The 19,834-nt window shown below is 68.1% G+C and carries 21 protein-coding genes and 2 tRNA genes; 14 read left to right on the top strand and 9 right to left on the bottom strand.

Annotated elements, in window-relative coordinates; translation table 11 throughout:
* Nucleotides 1–5 precede the first annotated feature (5 nt).
* Entirely contained in the window at nucleotides 6–743 is a 738-nt protein-coding gene (locus CGZ91_RS01080) for a PIG-L deacetylase family protein (protein ID WP_094452917.1), read from the bottom strand.
* Between the two features lie 18 nt (nucleotides 744–761).
* Here CGZ91_RS01080 and CGZ91_RS01075 point away from each other — a divergent pair, with 18 nt between their 5' ends.
* Nucleotides 762–1,193 (top strand): fluoride efflux transporter FluC, encoded by a 432-nt coding sequence (locus CGZ91_RS01075; protein ID WP_229116347.1) that lies wholly within the window; start codon nucleotides 762–764, stop codon nucleotides 1,191–1,193.
* Entirely contained in the window at nucleotides 1,186–1,548 is a 363-nt protein-coding gene (locus CGZ91_RS01070) for a fluoride efflux transporter FluC (RefSeq protein WP_094452141.1), read from the top strand. The genes CGZ91_RS01075 and CGZ91_RS01070 overlap by 8 nt, the downstream gene beginning before the upstream one ends.
* Before the next feature lie 43 nt (nucleotides 1,549–1,591).
* Here the strand turns inward: CGZ91_RS01070 and CGZ91_RS14740 are convergent, their stop codons facing one another.
* The 3 genes from CGZ91_RS14740 to orn all read right to left on the bottom strand — a co-directional run bounded on the left by CGZ91_RS14740 (nucleotide 1,592) and on the right by orn (nucleotide 2,531).
* Nucleotides 1,592–1,714: a hypothetical protein gene (locus CGZ91_RS14740; RefSeq protein ID WP_267490216.1), complete on the bottom strand. Its 123-nt coding sequence runs from the start codon at nucleotides 1,712–1,714 to the stop codon at nucleotides 1,592–1,594.
* A gap of 42 nt (nucleotides 1,715–1,756) precedes the next feature.
* A tRNA-His gene (locus CGZ91_RS01065) sits at nucleotides 1,757–1,832 on the bottom strand.
* 30 nt (nucleotides 1,833–1,862) lie between these two features.
* The gene (gene orn / locus CGZ91_RS01060; RefSeq protein ID WP_267490215.1) at nucleotides 1,863–2,531 is read right to left on the bottom strand and encodes an oligoribonuclease; all 669 of its coding nucleotides are present in this window, start codon (nucleotides 2,529–2,531) and stop codon (nucleotides 1,863–1,865) included.
* A 76-nt stretch (nucleotides 2,532–2,607) separates the two neighbouring features.
* Between orn and CGZ91_RS01055 the strand changes: the two genes are divergently transcribed.
* Both CGZ91_RS01055 and CGZ91_RS01050 read left to right on the top strand, forming a co-directional pair.
* Nucleotides 2,608–3,528 carry a hypothetical protein gene (locus CGZ91_RS01055; protein WP_094452140.1) on the top strand — a complete coding sequence of 307 codons (921 nt, stop codon included), beginning with the start codon at nucleotides 2,608–2,610 and terminating at the stop codon, nucleotides 3,526–3,528.
* Nucleotides 3,525–4,157 (top strand): hypothetical protein, encoded by a 633-nt coding sequence (locus CGZ91_RS01050; protein WP_094450494.1) that lies wholly within the window; start codon nucleotides 3,525–3,527, stop codon nucleotides 4,155–4,157. Before CGZ91_RS01055 ends, CGZ91_RS01050 begins: the two co-directional genes overlap by 4 nt.
* Nucleotides 4,158–4,160: 3 nt before the next feature.
* Here the strand turns inward: CGZ91_RS01050 and CGZ91_RS01045 are convergent, their stop codons facing one another.
* Entirely contained in the window at nucleotides 4,161–5,387 is a 1,227-nt protein-coding gene (locus CGZ91_RS01045; RefSeq protein WP_229116346.1) for an MFS transporter, read from the bottom strand.
* A gap of 69 nt (nucleotides 5,388–5,456) precedes the next feature.
* On the opposite strand from CGZ91_RS01045, the gene CGZ91_RS01040 reads away from it, so the two are divergent.
* The 4 genes from CGZ91_RS01040 (at nucleotide 5,457) to CGZ91_RS14165 (ending at nucleotide 7,812) form a co-directional block, all read left to right on the top strand.
* Nucleotides 5,457–5,529: transfer RNA gene (locus CGZ91_RS01040), tRNA-Arg, on the top strand.
* Nucleotides 5,530–5,553: 24 nt separating this feature from the next.
* The gene (locus tag CGZ91_RS01035; RefSeq protein ID WP_094452138.1) at nucleotides 5,554–6,969 is read left to right on the top strand and encodes a PrsW family intramembrane metalloprotease; all 1,416 of its coding nucleotides are present in this window, start codon (nucleotides 5,554–5,556) and stop codon (nucleotides 6,967–6,969) included.
* A gap of 61 nt (nucleotides 6,970–7,030) precedes the next feature.
* Nucleotides 7,031–7,360: a hypothetical protein gene (locus CGZ91_RS14170; RefSeq protein ID WP_179229158.1), complete on the top strand. Its 330-nt coding sequence runs from the start codon at nucleotides 7,031–7,033 to the stop codon at nucleotides 7,358–7,360.
* 35 nt (nucleotides 7,361–7,395) lie between these two features.
* Nucleotides 7,396–7,812 (top strand): MerR family transcriptional regulator, encoded by a 417-nt coding sequence (locus CGZ91_RS14165; protein ID WP_179229157.1) that lies wholly within the window; start codon nucleotides 7,396–7,398, stop codon nucleotides 7,810–7,812.
* Nucleotides 7,813–7,836: 24 nt separating this feature from the next.
* Here CGZ91_RS14165 and CGZ91_RS01025 read toward each other — a convergent pair whose 3' ends face one another.
* Together CGZ91_RS01025 and CGZ91_RS01020 are read right to left on the bottom strand one after the other, a co-directional pair.
* Nucleotides 7,837–8,640 (bottom strand): histidine phosphatase family protein, encoded by an 804-nt coding sequence (locus CGZ91_RS01025; RefSeq protein ID WP_094452136.1) that lies wholly within the window; start codon nucleotides 8,638–8,640, stop codon nucleotides 7,837–7,839.
* 29 nt (nucleotides 8,641–8,669) lie between these two features.
* Nucleotides 8,670–8,933: a DUF4031 domain-containing protein gene (locus tag CGZ91_RS01020; RefSeq protein WP_094452135.1), complete on the bottom strand. Its 264-nt coding sequence runs from the start codon at nucleotides 8,931–8,933 to the stop codon at nucleotides 8,670–8,672.
* A 70-nt stretch (nucleotides 8,934–9,003) separates the two neighbouring features.
* On the opposite strand from CGZ91_RS01020, the gene CGZ91_RS01015 reads away from it, so the two are divergent.
* From CGZ91_RS01015 to CGZ91_RS01000, 4 genes are all read left to right on the top strand, one after another.
* A complete protein-coding gene (locus CGZ91_RS01015; protein ID WP_094452134.1) occupies nucleotides 9,004–9,513 on the top strand; it encodes a winged helix-turn-helix domain-containing protein in 510 nt (169 codons plus the stop codon).
* Between the two features lie 33 nt (nucleotides 9,514–9,546).
* Complete coding sequence (locus CGZ91_RS01010) at nucleotides 9,547–11,052, top strand: serine hydrolase domain-containing protein (RefSeq protein ID WP_094452133.1); 1,506 nt, start codon at nucleotides 9,547–9,549, stop codon at nucleotides 11,050–11,052.
* A gap of 113 nt (nucleotides 11,053–11,165) precedes the next feature.
* A complete protein-coding gene (ettA, locus tag CGZ91_RS01005) occupies nucleotides 11,166–12,848 on the top strand; it encodes an energy-dependent translational throttle protein EttA (RefSeq protein WP_094450487.1) in 1,683 nt (560 codons plus the stop codon).
* Between the two features lie 88 nt (nucleotides 12,849–12,936).
* Nucleotides 12,937–13,719: a sulfite exporter TauE/SafE family protein gene (locus CGZ91_RS01000; protein WP_094450486.1), complete on the top strand. Its 783-nt coding sequence runs from the start codon at nucleotides 12,937–12,939 to the stop codon at nucleotides 13,717–13,719.
* Here the strand turns inward: CGZ91_RS01000 and CGZ91_RS00995 are convergent.
* Nucleotides 13,688–16,552: an FAD-binding and (Fe-S)-binding domain-containing protein gene (locus CGZ91_RS00995; RefSeq protein WP_229116345.1), complete on the bottom strand. Its 2,865-nt coding sequence runs from the start codon at nucleotides 16,550–16,552 to the stop codon at nucleotides 13,688–13,690. The two genes, CGZ91_RS01000 and CGZ91_RS00995, sit on opposite strands and share 32 nt — an antisense overlap.
* A complete protein-coding gene (locus CGZ91_RS00990; RefSeq protein ID WP_094450485.1) occupies nucleotides 16,549–17,055 on the bottom strand; it encodes a MarR family winged helix-turn-helix transcriptional regulator in 507 nt (168 codons plus the stop codon). The genes CGZ91_RS00995 and CGZ91_RS00990 overlap by 4 nt, the downstream gene beginning before the upstream one ends.
* A gap of 125 nt (nucleotides 17,056–17,180) precedes the next feature.
* Between CGZ91_RS00990 and CGZ91_RS00985 the strand changes: the two genes are divergently transcribed.
* Together CGZ91_RS00985 and CGZ91_RS00980 are read left to right on the top strand one after the other, a co-directional pair.
* A complete protein-coding gene (locus tag CGZ91_RS00985; protein ID WP_094452132.1) occupies nucleotides 17,181–18,989 on the top strand; it encodes an AMP-dependent synthetase/ligase in 1,809 nt (602 codons plus the stop codon).
* Between the two features lie 2 nt (nucleotides 18,990–18,991).
* On the top strand, nucleotides 18,992–19,834 hold the full coding sequence (locus CGZ91_RS00980) for an acyl-CoA thioesterase (RefSeq protein WP_094452131.1): 843 nt from the start codon (nucleotides 18,992–18,994) through the stop codon (nucleotides 19,832–19,834).

Raw genomic sequence — 19,834 nt, 5'->3', positions numbered from 1 at the left:
CGCGCTCAGCCGTTGAGGCCCGGGCCCAAGTCGTGGGCCTGGAAGAGCACGGCATGGTCGGCGCCCATCGCGTTCCCACCGTCGGCAAGGATCTCGGGGATGAACTCGGCCGGGTCAGGATGCCCGGGCAGGTCAGCCAGATAGGCCTGATGGCACTGCAGTGAGGCGACGGACTTGGCCACCGCATCCTCGTCGACCGGTACGCCGTGGGTCGCGTCGGGATGGCCGGCGATGAGGATCCATCGGGTGTGCCACTTCGGCAGCCCCTCGGTCTCGGCGAGTTCGCGGAACACCCAGGGGTTGTCGGCATCTCGGACCCCGTCGACCGCGGCCAGCCCGGCGGCGCGATGGTCGGCCTGGTTGAAGCCGCCGTACGCCTCCAGGTCGAAATTGGCCGTGATCACGGCATCGGGCTTGAAGCGGCGTACCTCTCGGGCGATGTCTCGGCGCAGTTCCAGGCCGGGCACCAGCATCCCGTCGGGATGGTCAAGGATGGTCAGCGATGTCACGCCGACGGTGTCGCAGGCAGCCCGCTGTTCGGCAGCCCGCAGCGGACCGACCTCGGCAGGGTCGCGTTGCATGCCGGCCTCGCCGCTGGTGAGGAGCAGGTAGCCGACCTCGATGCCGCGATCGGTCCAGGTGGCGACAGCGGCAGAGGCGCCGTACTCCATGTCGTCAGGATGGGCCACCACACACAGCACGCGACGCCACGACTGATCCGGCAGGACTTCGAGTGTGCTCATGGGGCTAGTGTGCCTGTCGTGTCCCGACTCCAGTTGCCCGCCCAGCCGGTTGTGCACCCGCGCGACATCGGCCTGGTCGCGGCTGGGGGATCGGTCGGCACGCTGGCCCGCTACGGCCTCGGTCACCTGGTGCCGGCGATTGGCTGGCTGCCGCTGGGGGTGCTGCTCGCCAACGTGACCGGCGCCTTCCTGTTGGCCTGGCTGGTGCAGCACCTGGCGGGGCACGGCCCCGAGGACAGCCGACGCCGGGGTGTACGCCTGCTCCTGGGCGTCGGTCTGCTTGGTGGCTACACGACCTACAGTCTGCTCGCGACCGACGTGGCCGAGTTGGTCCTGGATCAGCAGATCGGAGCGGCGCTGGCGTACGGGCTGGGGACCGTGGTGGTGGGCGGAGCTGCGACCTGGCTGGGCATCCTGGTCGGGAGCCGGACCGGAACTCGCCATGAGTGAGTTGCTGGGGGTCCTGCTGATCGCCGTCGGGGGTGGGATCGGCGCCGCATTGCGCTTCACGGTCGACCAGAGCATCCCGGCCCGAGTCCGCGAGCGATTCCCGTGGGGCACCGTCGCAGTCAACCTCACCGGTTCCTTCGCGTTGGGCCTGGTCGCCGGCGCCGCGCTGTCCGACCCGCTCGGCGCGGCGTTGGGGACCGGTGTGCTGGGCGGTTACACCACGTTCAGCACGGCCAGCCTGAACAGCATCCGGCTGCTGCACGCGAAGCGCTGGCTGGCCGCGTTGGTGGCCGGTCCCGGCATGCTGCTCGCCTGCACGGCCCTGGCCGTGGCCGGTCTGCTGCTCACCCGGTGAGCGACAGCGAGTAGTGCAGCAGCTCCACCTGCGCGGGCTGTCCTCAGTTCTCGACCTGGCGGATGACTTTGGCGGGCACGCCGGCCGCCACGCTCATCGGCGGCACGTCCTTTTTGGTGACGACGGCGGGGCCGGCTCCCCGACGCTCATCCGTTGCCGAATTCATCCTGATCCATGGCACTGACTCCTCGGTGGCCGACGGACCACTTGGGGTGAGTAACGGGGCTTGAACCCGCGACCTCCTGGACCACAACCAGGCGCTCTACCGACTGAGCTATACCCACCATGTGTGCCTTGCGGCACAGCGCCCAATGTTAGCAATCGGAGGTGGGCTGCGCCACTTCAGTTTGCTCCGCCGGAGCTGTGGCTCCGGTCAGCGATCCCTGGGCCTTGCGGGCGATGCGTCGCGCGGTCACCGAATCGGGTCCGGGCGGGAGCACGAAGAGGGCCTCGCGGTAGTAGCGCAACTCCTCGATCGACTCCTGGATGTCGGCCAGCGCCCGGTGGTTACCGTTCTTGGCGGGGGTGTTGTAGTACACCCGCGGAAACCAGCGGCGCGCCAATTCCTTCAGCGAGGACACGTCGACGTTGCGATAGTGCACGTGCCCCTCCAGCTCGGGCATGTCCTTGGCCAGAAACATCCGGTCGGTGCCGATGGTGTTGCCGGCCAGCGGCGCCTTGCGCGCCTCGGGCACATGCTCGCGCACGTACGCCAGCACCGCCGCCTCGGCGTCGGCCATCGACATGCCTGATGCCAGTTCCGGCAGCAGCCCCGACTTGACGTGCATGTCGCGGACAAAATCCCCCATCGAGGCGAGCGCTTCGTCACTGGGCTTGATCACCACGTCGATGCCCTCACCCAGGACGTTGAGGTCGGCGTCGGTGACGAGGGCGGCGACCTCGATCAGAGCGTCGGTCTCCAGGTTGAGGCCGGTCATCTCGCAGTCGATCCAGACCAGATGGTCAGTCTTGGTAGTGCTCACCATCGCACCCTATCGCCCGCACCCCTTTTCTCGGCCGGTCGCTGGCTAGACTCCTCGCAATCACTCAGGAGGCTTGATGCTGCATCCCGATCTGCGCGCCGCGCTGGCCGCAGGCGATGTCGACACGCTGAGCTGGCCGTGGTGCGCCAGCGTCGTTCACCTGCCTCTCACCAAGCTCAACAAGCAGGGCGGTGGCGCCGGCAGTCTCGTCACTCGGTCGATCAAGAAGGCGCCCCACCTCCGCGTCTTCCTCGATGAGGCCGAATTGCAGAGCACCCCGCGCATCGGCAGCTTCCATCGCCGCCTGACCGGCCGGGAGTTGTTGACCGATCCGCTGGTGCTGTCGCTGGTGGAGCCCGGATTCGGGCTGGCCATCACCGACGGCGACCGGGAGACCAAGCTCGGCCCCGGCGTGATCGCCGAGCTGCGGCAGCGGGCGCAGACCTCCCTGGCGGACGCGCGCGCCCGGGCCGACCAGTCGTATCCGAGCCTGCCCGTGGCGGGAACGGAAGAGTTGAACCCACTGAGCGGTCATCACCTCGGGGCGGCCGTCGCCGAGACGTTGCCCGACCTGCCCGCGGGAACGGCCGTGGTAGCGGTGCTGCGCTGCGTCGGTGACCAGGTTCAGAGCCTGTGGCGCCAGACCAATCCGGACGGCGAGGTCCGGGCCGGCGACATGCCCACCGAGATGCAGCGGGTCCTGCAAGAACACCGGGAAGCCAATGCGGCTCCGAACGTCGGCGCGTGGCTCACCGCTTCGATGAATCTCAGGATCGGCAAGTCCAAGCCGACCGGCGGCAGCTTGGTCAGCCTCAACTGGGACCACGAGCCGGCCTGGCAGCCCGAGGTGCCCCCGAGCGCGTACGCCGAGGAGCAGGCGCGCCATCCGCGCAGCGCGGACTGGATGCCGGACTGGATGCTGAGCCGGCTGGATGAGGCCTATCAGAACCAGGCCCATCAGAACCAGGCCAATCACAGCGAGGGGGAACGGCAATGACCATCGTTGGCGATCTGATGCAGGCCAGCAGTGACGCCCAGTCGATGAGCCTGGACCGGTTCACGGCCACGTACGACATCCCGACCTTGGTGGCGGCCCATCGCAGCCACGAGCAGGACCCGGACAGCGGCTGGACCTCCGCGCTGCACGGCGCCCTGCGCAACCCCGGCAGTTCCGCCCGGTTCGACTTGGCCAACCTGCTGCTGGACCACGGCTGGCCCGTCGGCAGGGTGGCGCTGCTGATCCAGTTTGAGGCGTACAACCCCTTCGGCGGCAGGCGGGGACACGCGGATCCGCGCCGTGACGCCGAACTGGCAGCCCGGCTGTTGGCCGCCGGTGCCGACGCCAACTACCTGGAACGACGCGGGAGTCGGCCGCTGTTGCTGCTGATGAATTCGCGTTTCAGCGACGCCGAGCTGCAGCCGATCTATGACGTGCTCCTTGCCTCAGGCCGCCTCGAGCCGGGCCGGCAGGACACCTCCGGCGACTCGGTGCTGCGCCGGCTGTGGCGCGACACGACTCGCGTGAATCGCAACTCCCTGGCGCAGCAGCTGCTGGCGTACATGCGCGAACACGACCAGCCGATCCCGGCGTTGGGCTCGGACCACCGGCGCAACCTGCCGCTGTAGGACTCAGCCGCGGGTGCGTTGCTCGCCCGGCCGCGGGACCGGCCCGACACCGAGGGGGATGAAACGCCCCAGCCAGGCAGCGCCCGCCCAGCTCAGCACCCCGAGTGTCACCGCGGCTGCTGCCAGCGGCGCAAACAGGGTGATGGCCGAGATCAGCAATGGCCCGACCGTCGAGCCGAAGTCGCCGAACAGACGCCACCCGGCCAAGAACTTGGTCCGCCCGACTTCGGGTGACAAATCAGCCCCCAACGTCATCCCGATGCCGCTGGAGGTGCCGTTGCCGATGCCCAACAGGGCGGCCACGGCGGCCACCGACCAGGCGCCGGTCGACAACGGCAGTACCACGAAGGCCGCTCCCATGATGATCATGGCCGGTACGCACACCCAGAACCGGCCGAACCGGTCCATGATCATGCCGGCGGGGAAGAACAGCGCGACGTCCAGCGCGGAGGACAGGGCAAAGATCAGACTGGTCTGGGCCGCGTCGAGACCAACGTGTTCGGCCCACAGCGGCACGATCGCCTGCCGTGCGCCGCGGATCAGCATCAGTGACAGCACTCCGACGCCGAGCGTCGCCAACACCCTCGAATGGGCCCGCAGCACGCTGACCAGGCTCGGATCGGGGGCGCTCGAGGAGGTTGCCGCGGCGCCCCGGGGACCTGAGGTGTCGGGCAACAACATGATGATGATGGCCGCGATCACGCTCATGGCGGCCGCGAAGACGTAGCCCGCGCTCAGGTCGAACAGGCTCACCAGGGCGGCGCCGGCCAGCGGGCCAACCATGAATCCGACCCGGTGCACTCCGCCCAGCGTCGACATCGCCCGCGCCCGCCACTGCACCGGCACGACTTCGGTGAGGTACGCATGTCGTGCCAGCCCGAACACCGAACCGGCAAACCCGGACAGCAGCACCGCCAGCGCCAGCACCCACAGGTTGGGGACCAGCACCACGGCGCCCATCACGATCGCATCGAGGATGCAGGCGCCCACCAGGGCGTACTTGTCGCCGATCCGGCTGGCGATCCAGCCGGCCGGCAGGTCCCCGAACAGCTGGCCGATGGCACGCAGTGCCACCACGAAGGCCGCCAACTCCACGCCGGCGCCCAGGGAGGTGGCTGTCAGTGGGATCAGTGGCACCACCGCACCGAAGCCGATCGAGGACAGCATCGTCGGCAGGTACGCCGTCACGGCGAGCTGACGAATGGTGATCGGGGGTTCGGTGCTGGACACTGTCAGCACCATAGCGCTGTCGGGTTGTGGTCCGGTTTGCCTCGGGCACCGTTAGAATCAACCTGCCCGGCTCCAGTAGCTCAATGGATAGAGCAGCAGCCTTCTAATCTGCCGGTTGTAGGTTCGACTCCTACCTGGGGCGCGAGAGGTCGCTAGGCTGAGTGACATGTTGCAGGTCGGGGACAACCGGAGAGCGCGTTGGCGCAACGGCATTCCGGCGATGCCGGATCTGTCGGTCCCGTGGTGGAAGCGCACCCTGACCAACCCGTGGCTGTGGATCACGCTGGCGGTGGTGGCCGGCTGCACCGCCTTGTGGTTCTACTTCATCGACCGGTTGGCGGGCACCCGGGAGGTGGTGCTCGGCCCCGAGAAGATCGTCGACGTCACCGTCACCCGCGACATGATCTGGGATCTGGCGCTGCCCGGTGCGCTGCCGACCTGGCTGGTGTTGGTCGGCATCTTCTTCCTGATCGCCTCCTTCGGTCGGGCACGACTGTCGGCGCTCATCATCGCCACCGCCTGGGGCGCCTCGGTGTCGACCGAGTTGGCGCTGCACATCAACAACTGGTTCTATTCGCGGCTCACCAACTTGGGCGGCTATGGCGACATGGCCAGCGCGGTCTTCTCGGCGCCCTTCGGTGAGGAGCTGACCAAGGCCACCGTGGTCTTCGTCCTGCTGATCTTCCTGCGCTACCGGCTCGTCACTGCGATGGACATCGTGCCGCTGGCGGGCCTGTCGGCAGTCGGCTTCGCCTTCACCGAGAACCTGCTTTATTTCACCAACATGATCGCCTCGATCGTCGGCTACCAGGAGGCCGGCGCCGGCGTCGATCTCAACACCTACCTCGACGAACTGATCTTCCTGCGCGGTTTCGCCACCGCCTTCGCCCACCCGTTGTTCACCGCAATGACCGCGATCGGTGTGGTCGTCGCGCTGCGTGCCCGCAGCAAGCTGGTCCGCGTGCTCGCCCCGGTCGCCGGCTACCTGTTCGCGGTGCTGCTGCACGCACTGTGGAACGGCATGGCCGGCTCCGAGTCGGCCGAACTGATGTACAAGATCGTGGCGCTGCCGCTCCTGGTTGCCACCATCGGACTGCTGGTGATCGCCTACATCCGCCACGTTGGCCGGGTCCGCGAGCGGCTGGTCGATTACGGCCGGATGGGCTGGCTGAAGCCGACTGACCCGAAGATGTTCTCGAGCCCGTGGAAGATCTTCTCGGCCCGGTGGCGTGCCGCATGGCTGCTGTTCCGGCCCAACTTCACGACCTCTGTACGCCGCCTGGCCGGTACCTGGCGGATGCAGTACCTGATGTTCGAACTCGCCTACCTGCGCGACTCGATGGTGCGCGGCATCGTGGACCAGGCAGGACTCACCCGCGAGAAGGCGTTGCTCCTCGAGATCAGGTCGCTGCGCGAGATCGCGATCGATGAGCCCGGTGGGCCGGTCGACTATCCGGGTCGTGCCTGGTTGCGGCGCTGGCGGGAACGCCGGCGCGGAGGCCCCGCGGCCGCACCAGAACTGGAGGAGCCGGCCGGCGCCCAGCCGATTCGACCTCGGCCCCAGCCAGCCCGCGATCTCTGAGGCCGGCTCCGAAGATCACGCTCTTGACCTGAAGTGCACTTCAGGTCCTAGCGTTCCGAGCATGTCGATCTTCGGACTTGTCCTGGTCCTCCTCTACGCGCTCCTCAACGCCTTTCTCGCCGTAGCTGGTTTCACGGTGGAGGCGCCCGGCCGGCTGGCCACCCGGATCCTGCCGTGCATCCTGTTCGTGTGTGCTGCCGGTGCCCTGGTCTGGGGCGGGATCAGTCAGCGTACGGCGCTGGTCATCGCCGGACTGGTGCTGGCCTCGATTGCGCCGATCGTTTTCGGTGCCCTGGTCGAACACTCCAATGTGTTGCTGCACCACGCCGTTCGCGGGGCGGTGGCGGTGGCCATCGGCGTCGTGTGGGTCGTGGGGCACCAGCAACCGTGACCGGCGCGGGTGGCCCGGAGGGCATACTCGAGACCGTGCCTGATCCCGATGACGAGGACCACGACTGCGGTGCTCCGCTGGCCATCGGCGCCGTCGCGCGGCACCTGGGAGTGAGCGTCGAAGCGGTCCGCTACTACGAGGCCGAGGGGCTGGTCGACCCTGCTCGTGACGACGCGGGGCGGCGCAGCTTTGCGCAGCGCGACATGGACGCGCTCCACGTCGTCCACACCATGCGCGAGGCCGGTTTCTCGATGGCCGATGTCCGCGCGCTCATCGCCGTGAAGTCCCGCGCGGACCCAGCCGTCCCTGACAGCCCAGACGTGCTGGTGTCCCGTGCCCGCGACCAACTGAAGCAACTGCGCGCCGGGATCGCCCGCCGTCAGGCAGCCTTGCGCCGGTCGCGCCGGCTCATCGACCGCTGGCTGGCCGACCTGGACTCCACGGGAGTCTGAGTCACGCGCACCAAGACTCTCGGCTCAGCGCATCAGGTTGTCGTTGGCTCGCGCCCGCGAGGGCGGGAACGGGAAGTTGACCTTGGAGGGCTGATGGTCGGCGACCTCGCGCAGGTGGTCGATGCGGTTCACCCAGTCCACGAAGGTCTGCTCGCCGGGGTTGAGCTCGACGCAGCTGATCGAGGTGTTGTCCAGGGGAAACCAGACCGGCAGGTCGTGGGCGCCCGGGTCGTCCTGTTCGCTCATGGCTCGGAGCCGATCCGGGTCGATCAGCGCGCTGAGGATCATCGAACTGATCGCGGCATGGCAGACGATCGCCACGCACTCCTCGTCCAAGCCTGTCAGCCAGTCGGCGATCCGCAGCGCCCGCTGCATCGCCCCGGCGGCGTCTTCGATGGGGCCACGCCACCACCCCTCGTCGGTGACAGACTCGGGCAGCTGCAGCCGCGGGGTGAGCGCCTGCAGTTGCTCGCGAGGACTGCCGGGATGCAGTGTCGCGTTGCCGTAGCTGCCCTCGTAGGGGCCGACGCACTCGTAGAGGTCGTCGCGTCCCTCGATCGGCAGGTCCAGGGCCTCGGCGACCGGGCGGGAGGTTTCGATGGCGCGCGTCATCAGCGAACTGAAGAGGCGGCTCGGCCGAGGCTCCTCACTGCCCAGCCAACGGCCCAGGGCGGCGGCCTGCTGGTGACCGAGCTCGGTGATGCCGGGGTCGGCGACCCGGCCCCCGGCGGCGCGACGCGCCTGTTCGGCCGACGGCGCCGAGGAGCCCGAGGACTGCATGGAACGGTTGTTGGCGGATTCAGCGTGGCGAATGAGCAGCACCTTCATGCCGCCACCATAGGGCCATCGGGTAGGTGTCAGACCTCGTGTTTGCGCCGTCGCAGCCCGGCCGCGATGACTCGTTTCACCAGCACCCGCGCGCGTACCGGTTGGGCACCCAACTCGACCATCTCCGTCCATCGATCGGACGGCACGTCGTAGTGGTCCCGGTCGAAGGAGCGGCGGGGGAGTCCGGCGCGATCGGCGAAGGCATGCAGTTCATCGAAGGAGACATCGGAGACCAGATGGGCCCACGTGGTGCCGTGCGCGGGCCAGACCGCCGGATCGATGAGGATTGCCACGAGTCCCACCTTAGAGCGGCTCTCGGTGACCCGGATGGTACGAAAGTTCGGAAGTGCGTATCATCGAACCATGAGTGATGACAGACTCGCGGCACTCGAGGCGCGGGTGGCGGCATTGGAGGCCGCAGCCGCCTCGCAGGTCGCAGCGACAGCCGACCCATCCGAGGGGCTGCCGACCAGCAGCGAGCTGGCCCACCAGTTGGCCGACCAGCTCGGGGGTCGCGATGCGATCGGCTTCTTCGGCGCCCTCACCACCCAGCGCGGCCCAGTCGGCTGGAGTTGGGCGCGTACTCAGGACTGGCTGACCGACCAGGACTGGCGGCTGGCGGCCGACCGGTTGGATGCGTTGGCCAACCCCGTACGTCTGGAGCTGCTGCGGCTGATCATGGCCGGCACCGACACCACCGCAGGGTTGGCCGCCGACGAAGCACTGGGCAGCACCGGTCAGCTGCACCACCACCTCCGCATCCTCATCGCGGCCGGCTGGGTGGAGCACCAAGGCCGCGGGCGCTACGCGATCCCGCCCGCCCGAGCAGTCCCCCTGGCCGTCGTCCTCACCATCGCACTGCCCTCGAGCTGACCCCGCACGCACCCGCCCAAGGAGCAAACTCCCATGAACCAAGCAGCGAACCAGTCCGCCGACGCAACGAAAAAGTACCTCGACTTCCGCGGGAAGTGGATCCTCACCGTGGTGATTGCCCTGCTGGTCGGCGCCGCGGCCCAGTTCGGTTTCGGGCCGCGAGCCTCCCTCGATGACACCACCACCGGCGATCCCGACCTGATCGCGCGCAGCCAGGACCGGCTCGGGTCCGATGCGGGCTACCGCGCGCTCGGGGTGATGGAGTACGACCACGGCACCACCCGCTACGCCGGGCTGGGCACGTCCTCGACCGGGGCTCCGATCGGCCCCGACGACCCCATCGAGCTCGGTTCGGTCACCAAGACCTTCAACGGGATCCTGCTGGCGCGCGAGGTGGATGCTCGCGATCTGGAGTGGGACCAGCCGGTGCAGGAACTGCTGCCGGAGCTCTCAGGTACGCCGGCGGGGGAAGTGACGCTGGAGCAGCTCGCCACGCACACCTCGGGACTGCCGCCGCTGCTGCCTTCCGACGTCCTTGAGGCATCCACGGGCGTGTGGACCAACGACGACGTTTTTGGCGACCGTCCTGTGGCCGAGGGGCTCGAAGAGGTCAAGCAGGTCGAGCTCGCTGAGCAGGGGACCCACGTCTATTCCAACCTCGGCGCTTCGCTGTTGGGCCACGCCCTGACCGCCCACTTCGGCGCCCCGGACTGGCCGACCATGGTGACCGAACAGTTCCTCGAACCGCTGGGGATGAACGCGACCACCTTCCACCTACCCGGCACGGAGCTGCCGGAGCGGCGGGTGCGCCCGCACCAGACCAACGGACATACCGCGCCCGAGTGGGACGGCTATTTCTACGCTCCGGCGGGCGCCCACACTTGGACCACCATGGCCGACATGAGCCGCTATGGCGAGGCTCTCATGGCTGGGGACGTGCCTGGCGCGTCAGAGTCCTACGAGCCTCGCCACGAGGGCGACATGGTCCTCGGCAGCGCCTGGATGATCGCCGAGGCGCCGACGGGCACCATCCAATGGCACAACGGCGGCACCGGGGGCACGCGTACCTTCTTTGCCCTCGACATCAACACTTCCCGGGTGATCTTCGTGGTCGCCGACACCCAGCGGACCACCGACGTGATCGGCATCGGCCTGCTCGTCGGCACTCCCGATGCCCCGAGGTCGACCGTGGCTGACTCCCCGAACCCGATGGCGGGCGTCAACACGATCGGCATGGTCCTCGCGCTGCTGGTCCTGGTCGGCGGCTGGGTGATGGCCGTGCGAGGCCGCAGCTGGATGTCGGTGGTCACCGCCACAGTGGCAGCGGTGACGGTGTCGCTGCTGGGACTGCGATTCGGTCCCTGGGAGTACGCCACCGAGTTGGGTTGGGGCTTCCTGGTCGCGGTCGCGGTGATGCCGGTGGTCGCGGCGGTGCTGCGCGCCAGAAGTACCGGCAAGGCCCTCCGGCGGCCCATCCTCCAGTCGGTCGAACTGGTCCTCAACGTCGCGTTGCTCGCCCTGGCCGTCTGGTTCCTCTGACCCGGCCGTTGACCTGAGTTGGGCTGGCTCGCCGCCTGCAGCGGGCGCTGGCATACTGGCAACCGTTCCTGGCGGCGTACGCCAGCTCTCATCCCAGCAACGCAGAGGTCTTGATGCCTGAATTCGTGTACACCATGGCGAACGTCCGCAAGACGGTCGGGGAGAAGCTCATCCTCGACAACGTCACGTTGTCCTTCTACGAGGGCGCCAAGATCGGCGTCGTCGGTCCCAACGGCGCCGGCAAGTCCACCCTGCTCAAGGTGATGGCCGGCATCGAGAACATCAACAACGGCGATGCCAACCTCGGCAAGGGCAAGACCGTCGGCATCCTGCTGCAGGAGCCGCCGCTGACCGAGGGCAAGACGGTCCTCGAGAACGTCGAGGAGGCGGTCGGCGAGACCAAGCGGATGCTGGCTCGCTTCGAGGAGATCTCGGCGGAGATGGCCAACGAGGACGCCGACTTCGACGCGCTGATGGCCGAGATGGGCGAGCTGCAGACCGAACTGGACGTCCGCAACGCGTGGGACATCGACTCCCAGCTCCAGCAGGCGATGGACGCGCTGCGCTGCCCGCCGCCGGATGCGGTCGTGGACGTGCTGTCCGGTGGTGAGCGGCGTCGTGTCGCGCTGTGCAAGCTGCTGCTGACCCAGCCCGACCTGCTGCTGCTCGACGAGCCCACCAACCACCTGGACGCCGAGTCGGTGAACTGGCTCGAGGGCCACCTGAAGAACTACCCGGGCGCCGTCCTGGCCGTCACCCACGACCGGTACTTCCTCGACAACGTCGCCCAGTGGATCTGTGAGATCGACCGCGGCCGGCTGCACCCCTACGAGGGCAACTACTCGACCTACCTGGAGACCAAGCGCAAGCGCCTCCAGATCGAGGGCCAGAAGGACGCCAAGCGCGCCAAGATTCTCGAGAGCGAGCTCGAGTGGGTCCGCTCCAGCCCCAAGGCCCGGCAGGCCAAGAACAAGGCTCGCCTGGCCCGCTACGAGGAGCTCGCGGCCGAGGCGGAGCGCAACCGCAAGATCGACGTCTCCGAGATCAACATCCCACCCGGCCCCCGACTCGGGTCGGTGGTGCTGGAGGCGACCGATCTCAAGAAGGGCTTCGGCGACCGGACCCTGATCCACGACCTCAGCTTCACGCTGCCGCGCGCCGGCATCGTGGGTGTCATCGGCCCCAACGGTGTCGGCAAGTCGACCCTGTTCAAGATGATCGTCGGCGAGGAGCAGCCCGACAGTGGCGAGCTCAAGGTCGGTGACACGGTGTCGTTCTCCTACGTGGACCAGGGCCGTTCCGGCATTGACCCGAAGAAGAACGTCTGGGAGGTCGTCTCCGACGGACTGGACTTCATCAAGGTCGCCAACTTCGAGATGCCGTCGCGGGCGTACGTCGCCTCCTTCGGCTTCAAGGGCCCCGACCAGCAGAAGCCGGCCGGCGTGCTGTCCGGTGGTGAGCGCAACCGCCTCAACCTGGCGCTGACCCTCAAGATGGGCGGCAACGTGCTGCTGCTCGATGAGCCGACCAACGACCTGGACGTCGAGACCCTGCAGTCGCTGGAGGACGCGCTGCTGGAATTCCCCGGCTGTGCCGTCGTGATCTCCCACGACCGCTGGTTCCTGGACCGGATCGCGACCCACATCCTCGCCTGGGAGGGCAACGAGCAGGACCAGGCGAACTGGTTCTGGTACGAGGGCAACTTCGCCGACTACGAGAAGAACAAGATCGAGCGACTCGGCGAGGAGGCGGCCCGACCGCACGCCGCCACCCACCGCCGCCTCACCCGCGACTGAGACGTACGCCGCCACGCGGGCGGCAACCACCTGCGCGAGCGGCAGCCACCGATCGGTGGCTGCCGCTTCGTCGCTGACGAGAGAGAACATGGATCAGTTGCTGACCTGGGCAGTCCTGGTGGCAGGCGCCCTCATCATCGGAATCTCGAAGACCTCGGTCGGAGGCTTCGGCTCGCTGGCGGTGGCCGGCTTCGCGCTGGTGATGCCCACCAAGGAATCCACTGCCACCATCCTGTTGCTGCTCATCGTCGGCGACATCGTCGCCCTGACGCGATTTCGTCGGGACTGTGACTGGGGTTTGCTGGTGCGGCTGCTGCCGTGGGTGCTGCCCGGGCTGTTCCTGGGCGCCTGGTTCCTCAACTCGGTCGACGATCTGGTGCTGCGCCGCAGCATCGGCGCGATCCTGGCGGTCTGCGTCGCGCTGCAGCTGTGGCAGCGGTGGCGGGCCAAACGACGGGCCCGGCACAAGGTCGAGGCGGAGGACGAGGAACCGCTGCCTCAGCAGGGCAAGCTGGGCCGCTGGGTGGCCGGCGGCACCGCAGGCATCGCGGCAGGTTTCACCACCATGGCCGCCAACGCGGCGGGTCCGGTGATGGCGCTCTATCTGCTCGCCGCGGGTGTCTCCAAGGCCGCCTTCGTCGGCACCGGAGCCTGGTACTTCCTCATCGTCAACGTGACCAAAGTGCCGTTCAGCGCCGCACTCGGCCTCTATTCCGCCGACAACCTCATCATCGTCGCGATCCTGGTCCCGGTGGTGCTGCTCGGCACCATCATCGGCATCCGCATCACTGGCAAGGTCTCCCAGGCCACCTTCGAATGGCTGGCACTGTCGGCCGCGATCATCGCGCCGTTGGCGTTGCTGCTGCTGTGATCCGGTCGGCCAACAACTCAGCCAGGCTGGCCGCCGTACGGTCGGAATACTCGCTGAGCTGATGGCGGCACGAGAATCCGTCCGCCAGGATCACGGTGTCCGGAGCCGCTTTCGCGACCGCCGGCCCGAGATCATGGTCGAAGACCTTCTTGGAGAGCTCGGCATGGCCGGCCTCGACCCCGAAGTTGCCGGCCAGCCCGCAACAGCCCTCGACGATCTCGACCTCGGCCCCGGCGCCCCGCAGCAACGCCGCATCCGTCTCCCACCCCAGCACCGACGCGTGGTGGCAGTGCGGCTGGGCCACGATGCGTACGCCGGTCAGCTGCGGCGGTTGCCACGCTCGGCCGGTCCACTCCTCGGCGCGTGCCAGCACCTCTGCCAATGTGTGGACGCCAGCGGCGACCTCGGCCACCCGCGGGTCCTCAGGCAACAGTTCGGCGGCATCCGACCGCCACACGGCCAGGCAGGACGGTTCGACCCCGACCACCGGCACCCCGTCGGCGACCACCGGGTGCAGCACGTCGAGGGCCGACCGCAGCTGGCGCCGGGCGCCCTCGCGTTGCCCCGTCGAGATCCAGGTCAGCCCACAGCAGGCGTTGCGCTCCAGCAGCCGCGGAGCAAATCCGGCGGCCGACAGCACCGCCACGATCGCCTCGAGGGAACCCGCGCCGGCCATGCCCTCGGTGAAGGAATCCACCCACAACACCACCGGTACGCCGTCGGCCGGCGCATCCGTGCGGCGCAGCCGACGACTCGCGGGCTGGGCCGCGAAGCTCGGCAGCTTCCGGCGGGTGTCCACCCCGGCGACTCGGGCGCCCAGCTTGCCGAGCACCGGCAGCCGCAGGGCAGCGTTCGCGAACCGGGCCAGTCCGGGCACCTGGCCCATCATCCGGGTCCAGCGCGGCAGCCAGCCGAGCGCGTAGTGGTTGAGGGGCCGGACTTTGCCGGCCCAGGCCTGGTCAGTCACGATCGACTTGTAGCTGGCCATGTCCACGCCGGTGGGGCAGTCCCGTGAGCAGCCCTTGCAGGACAGGCACAGGTCCAGAGCGTCGTGCACCTCGGCGGCATCGGGCCGGGTCACCAGGCTGCCGTTGACGAGCTCCTGCAGGATCCGCGCGCGGCCGCGGGTGGAGTCCTTCTCATCCCCGGTGGCCCGATAACTGGGACACATGATCCCGCCCGAGGCCGTCAGGCAGGCCCCGACGCCGGTGCAGCGGTGCACCTCGGCGGCCAGCGTGCCGGACACCAGCGGCAGATCGGGCAGGCTGGCGACGCGGATGTCGGCCTCCACGGGCCGCACCGGCACGCCGGGCTGAGGTCCCACCAGAACGCCGGGGTTGAGCAGGTTGTCGGGGTCGCATCGGCGCTTCACGTCGGCCATCAACGCCAGCGCGGCGGGGGAGTACATCGCCGGCAGCAGAGCCGACCGGGCCCGGCCGTCGCCGTGCTCGCCCGACATCGACCCGCCGAAGCTGGCGACCACGTCAGCCGCCGCGGTGACGAAGGCGGCGTATCGCTGCGGTCCGCCGGGCTGGTCCAGGTCGAAATCGATGCGGCAGTGGATGCAGCCATCGCCGAAGTGGCCGTACGGCAGCCCGGCCAGGCCGTGCTGTTCCAGCAACTGATCGAAGGCACGCAGATAGTCGCCGAGGCGCTCCGGCGGCACCGCTGCGTCCTCCCAGCCGGCGTACGCCGGGCGGCTCAGGCTGACTCCGGCCAAGCCGGCGCCGTCGGACCGGATCTTCCACAGCCGGCTCACGTGGGCCTCGTCGGTGACGACCCAGCCGTCCAGGGCCCCCGAGTGATCCAACACGGCTGCGGCGCGGGCGTCGACATCGGCCAGGTCGTTGCCGGCGACCTCGACGAAGATCCAGCCGTCACCGCGGGGCAGCGGCGGCACCGCGGACTCGCCACGGCGACGCCGGACCACCTCGACGATGCGCCGGTCCAGGCCCTCACAGGCGGTCAGCCCGTACGCCCGCAGCGCCGGCACGGCGTCGGCGGCATCGGGCATGCTCGGATAACCCAACGCGATCATCCGGCGGTGCTCCGGGTCGGGCACCAGACGTACGGTCGCGCTCACGATGACGCCCAAGGTGCCCTCGGTGCCGGCGAAGAAGGAGGCTGGCTGGAAGGACTCCGGCAGCAAGTGCTCCAGGCTGTAGCCCGACACCTGACGACCGAAGGTGCCGAACTCTCGGCGCACCACGTCGGCTTGCGTCCCCACCAGGGCACGCAGGTCGCTGGTGAGTGGATCCTCGATCACCTCACCCGCCTGCGGGTTGCGCACCGTGACCAGGTTGCCGGTGCCGTCGATGATCTCGAGTGCGACCACATTGTCGGCGCTGCGGCCATAACCCATCGCGCGGGGACCGCAGGCGTTGTTGCCGATCATCCCGCCGATGGTGCAGCGGGTCGCGGTGGAGGGATCGGGCCCGAAGCGCAGCCCGTAGGGGGCGGCTGCCCGCTGCAGTTCGGACTGGACGACACCCGGATCGACGACGGCGGTGCGGGTCTGCGGGTCGATGCTGTGGATGGTGCGCAGGTGTTGGCGTACGTCCAGCACCAAGCCGGTGCCGACCGCGTTGCCGGCGCAGGAGGTGCCGGCGCCGCGGACGGTGATCGGTATGCCGGCCGCCAGCCCGGCTCGGACCGCGGCGATCAGGTCTTCCCGGCTGCGGGGGCGCAGCACGGCCTGCGGGACCACGCGATAGATGGAGGAGTCACTGCTGTAGAGGCCGCGCCCCAGCGTGGAGGTGTCCAGCTCGGGCAAGTCCCGCGCCAGTGCAGCGATGCCGGAGGCAGTGCCGGGATGGGGCGCGGTCGTCGTCACAGCTGTTCCTCCACGTTCAGGACGTCGTCGAAGGCTCGGCCCAGGGCAGAGAAATCCTCGGGGGCAACGGATTCGACAAAGATGCGGCGCACTGCTTCGACGTGGCTGGGGGCAGCCTTCTCGAGCAGGGCGAAACCGTCAGGGGTCAGCGTGGCGTACACACCGCGGCCATCGCGTTGGGAGCGCTGCCGTGAGACCAGGCCGCGCCCTTCCAGACGGGAAATGGCGTGGGTGAGTCGGGACCGGGACTGATGCACCCGTTCGGCCAGCTGTGACATCCGCAGTGACCGGTCCGGTGCCTCCTCCAGACACATGAGGATCTGGTACTCGCCCAGATCCAGGCCGTGGCTGCGCAGATCGTTGTCGAGCACCTCGGTGATCCGGGCGCTGCCCAACAAATAGGTACGCCACACGCGCTGCTGGGCCGCGGTCAGCCATCGGACGTTCAGACGGTCCGGTTCACGATCGGCAGCGCCCGGCTCGGTGTCGGCGCCAGCTGTCATGGCCCGAGCCTATCCCAGAGTTGATGATTCAATCGTTGGGTCCGATCGTGGGCGGAAAGCGACAGAGCATGGCAAACTGACCTTCACCGTCCGCATGTGGACGTCACGCTTCGAAAGGTCACGAGATGAGTGCAGCCCCTGTCAACGTTGCGGAGCGGATTGCCAACCGGCCGGTGTCGGTCCCGGCCGCGCTGCGCAACCGCGTCTCCAAGTCCAGCAGCATCGAGGCGTTCAGGTTTCCTGACGCCAATGAACAGTGGCATTCGCTGACGTGGCAGGAGACCCTCAGCAAGGTCGAGACGCTGGCCAATGGGCTGCTGGCGCTCGGGCTGGAACGGGAGCAGCGGGTTGCCATTGCCTCGGGCACCCGGATCGAATGGATCCTGGCGGACCTGGCGATCGGTTTTGCGGGTGGCGTCACCACCACCGTCTATCCCAACACCACCGCCGACGAGGTGCAGTACATCCTCGACCACTCCGAGTCACGGGTGGTGATCGTCGAGAACGTCGAGCAGCTCGAGAAGATGCGCCAGACCGGCCTGGAATTCGACTCACTGATCCTGATCGACGGCACCGCGGAGGGCGCGGTCAGCTGGGACGACCTGGTGGCCCAGGGTGAGGCGTACGCCGCGGAGCATCCCGATGCCCTGGACGAGATCGTCGACTCGCTGGGACTCGATTCGTTGTGCACGCTCATCTACACCTCCGGCACCACCGGCCGCCCCAAGGGGGTCGAGCTGACCCATGGCAACTGGACCTACGAGGGCGCCGCGATGGACACCCTCGACATCGTCACCGAAAACGACCTGCAGTATCTGTGGCTGCCGCTGTCACACGTCTTCGGCAAGTGCCTGATTGCCTGCCAGATCATCATCGGTTTCGCCAGTGCCGTCGACGGCCGCATCCCCAACATCGTGCCGAACCTGTCGGTCGTGCACCCCACCTTCATGTGTGGCGCCCCGCGGATCTTCGAGAAGGTGCGCGTCGCGGTGCTGACCGGCAACAAGGGCATCAAGGGCCAGATCGCCCGCTGGGCCTTCGGGGTTGGCGCCAAGTCTCGTCCGTACCGGCTGGAGGGCAAGTCGATGCCGGTGTTGCTCAAGGCGCAGTACGGCCTGGCCCACAAGCTGGTCTTCTCCAAGCTGCACGAAAAAATGGGCGGCCGATTGCGCTTCTTCATCTCCGGTTCGGCCAAACTCAACGCCCAGGTGCAGGCTTGGTTCTACTCTGCCGGCCTGACTGTGGTCGAGGGTTACGGCATGACCGAGACGAGTGCCATCAGCACGCTGAACGACCCGCGTACGCCGCTGTTCGGCACCATCGGCAAGGCTTCGCCCGGGACGGAAGTCCGGATCGCTGACGACGGTGAGGTCCTCATCAAGGGCCCGGGCGTGATGCGCGGATACCACAAAAATCCCGAGAAGACCGCGGAGGCCATCCAGGACGGCTGGTATGGCACCGGTGACGTCGGCGAGATGGATGCCGAGGGCAACGTCACCATCACCGATCGCAAGCGTGACCTCTTCAAGACCTCCGGTGGCAAGTTCATCGCGCCCCAGAAGGTCGAGGGCGTCATCATGGCCAACTGCCCCTATCTGTCGCAGATCGTGGTGCTGGGCGAGGGCCGCAAGTACGCCGTCGCGCTGGTCACCATGGACGAGCCGCAGCTGCTCGCCTGGGGTGAGAAGCGAGGGCTCAAGGCCGACTACGCCGAGCTCAGCCAGCACCCCGACATCCGTGAGTCGATCAAGGGCTTCATCGATCGGGCCAACGAGCGTCTGGACCGCTGGGAGACCGTGAAGGACTTCGCGATTCTCGACCACGAGCTGACGGTCGAGGACGGTCAGGTGACGGCGAACATGAAGATCCGCCGTGGCAAGGTCGCCGAGACCTATGCCGATGTCGTCGACTCGCTGTACCCGAAGGAAGACTGATATTGCGCACCGAAGTACTGACCCGCTGGGATGACCAGGACGCCCAGGGGCATGTCAACAATGCCTCTTTCGGTGACTACCTGCAGGAGGCGCGGGTTGCGCTGATGCACGGCAGCCCGATCGGTGTCCTGCTGGGCAGCGGGGTGGTCGTGGTCTCACAGCAGCTGGAGTACTTGGCGCCGGTGCTCTATGACGGTACGCCGATCGTGGCCGACGTCGTCGTGGGCAAGGTCGGTGCCAGCCGGTTCGACTTCGGTTATGTGCTGACCCACGGTGGCCAGCCGGTGCTGCGGGCCACCACCACGCTGTGCCCGGTCGACGGTAATGGTCACCCGAAGCGCCTCACTGGGGCGCAGGCCGAGTGGTTGCGTTCCGAGCAGGGCCCGATGCCGGAGTTGCGGGAGTTGCCGATGCAGGCACGCACCCAGGCTGACCGCAGCCATCACTACGCGGGCACGGTGCGCTGGTCCGACCTGGATCGCTATGACCACGTCAACAATGTCTCCTACCTGACCTACTTCCAGGAGGCGCGGATCGCGGCGACCATCGCGGTGGACCCGACCGGCCTGCGGATGGGGATGGACCACCTGTGGTTGGTGGCTCGCCACGACGTCGCCTACCTCAAGCCGCTGGCATGGCAGGCGGGATTGCTGGACATTCGCACCAGCATCATCAAGGTGGGCCGGACCTCGCTGACCCTGGTCAGTGAACTCTTCGCTGACCGCGACGCCACCGAACCGCATGCGCGCAGCATCACGGTGCTGGTGATGGCGGACCTGTCCGGCAAGCCGATCGAGATCGGCGCCGAGATGCGCGAGAAGGTGGCCAGCTGGGTGCTGGCCTGA

Origin of the sequence: Parenemella sanctibonifatiensis (assembly GCF_002250565.1) — a bacterium.
GTDB classification, from domain to species: domain Bacteria; phylum Actinomycetota; class Actinomycetes; order Propionibacteriales; family Propionibacteriaceae; genus Parenemella; species Parenemella sanctibonifatiensis.
The sequence above is the reverse complement of the archived record's forward strand: the minus strand, read 5'-3'. Positions and strand labels throughout refer to the sequence as shown.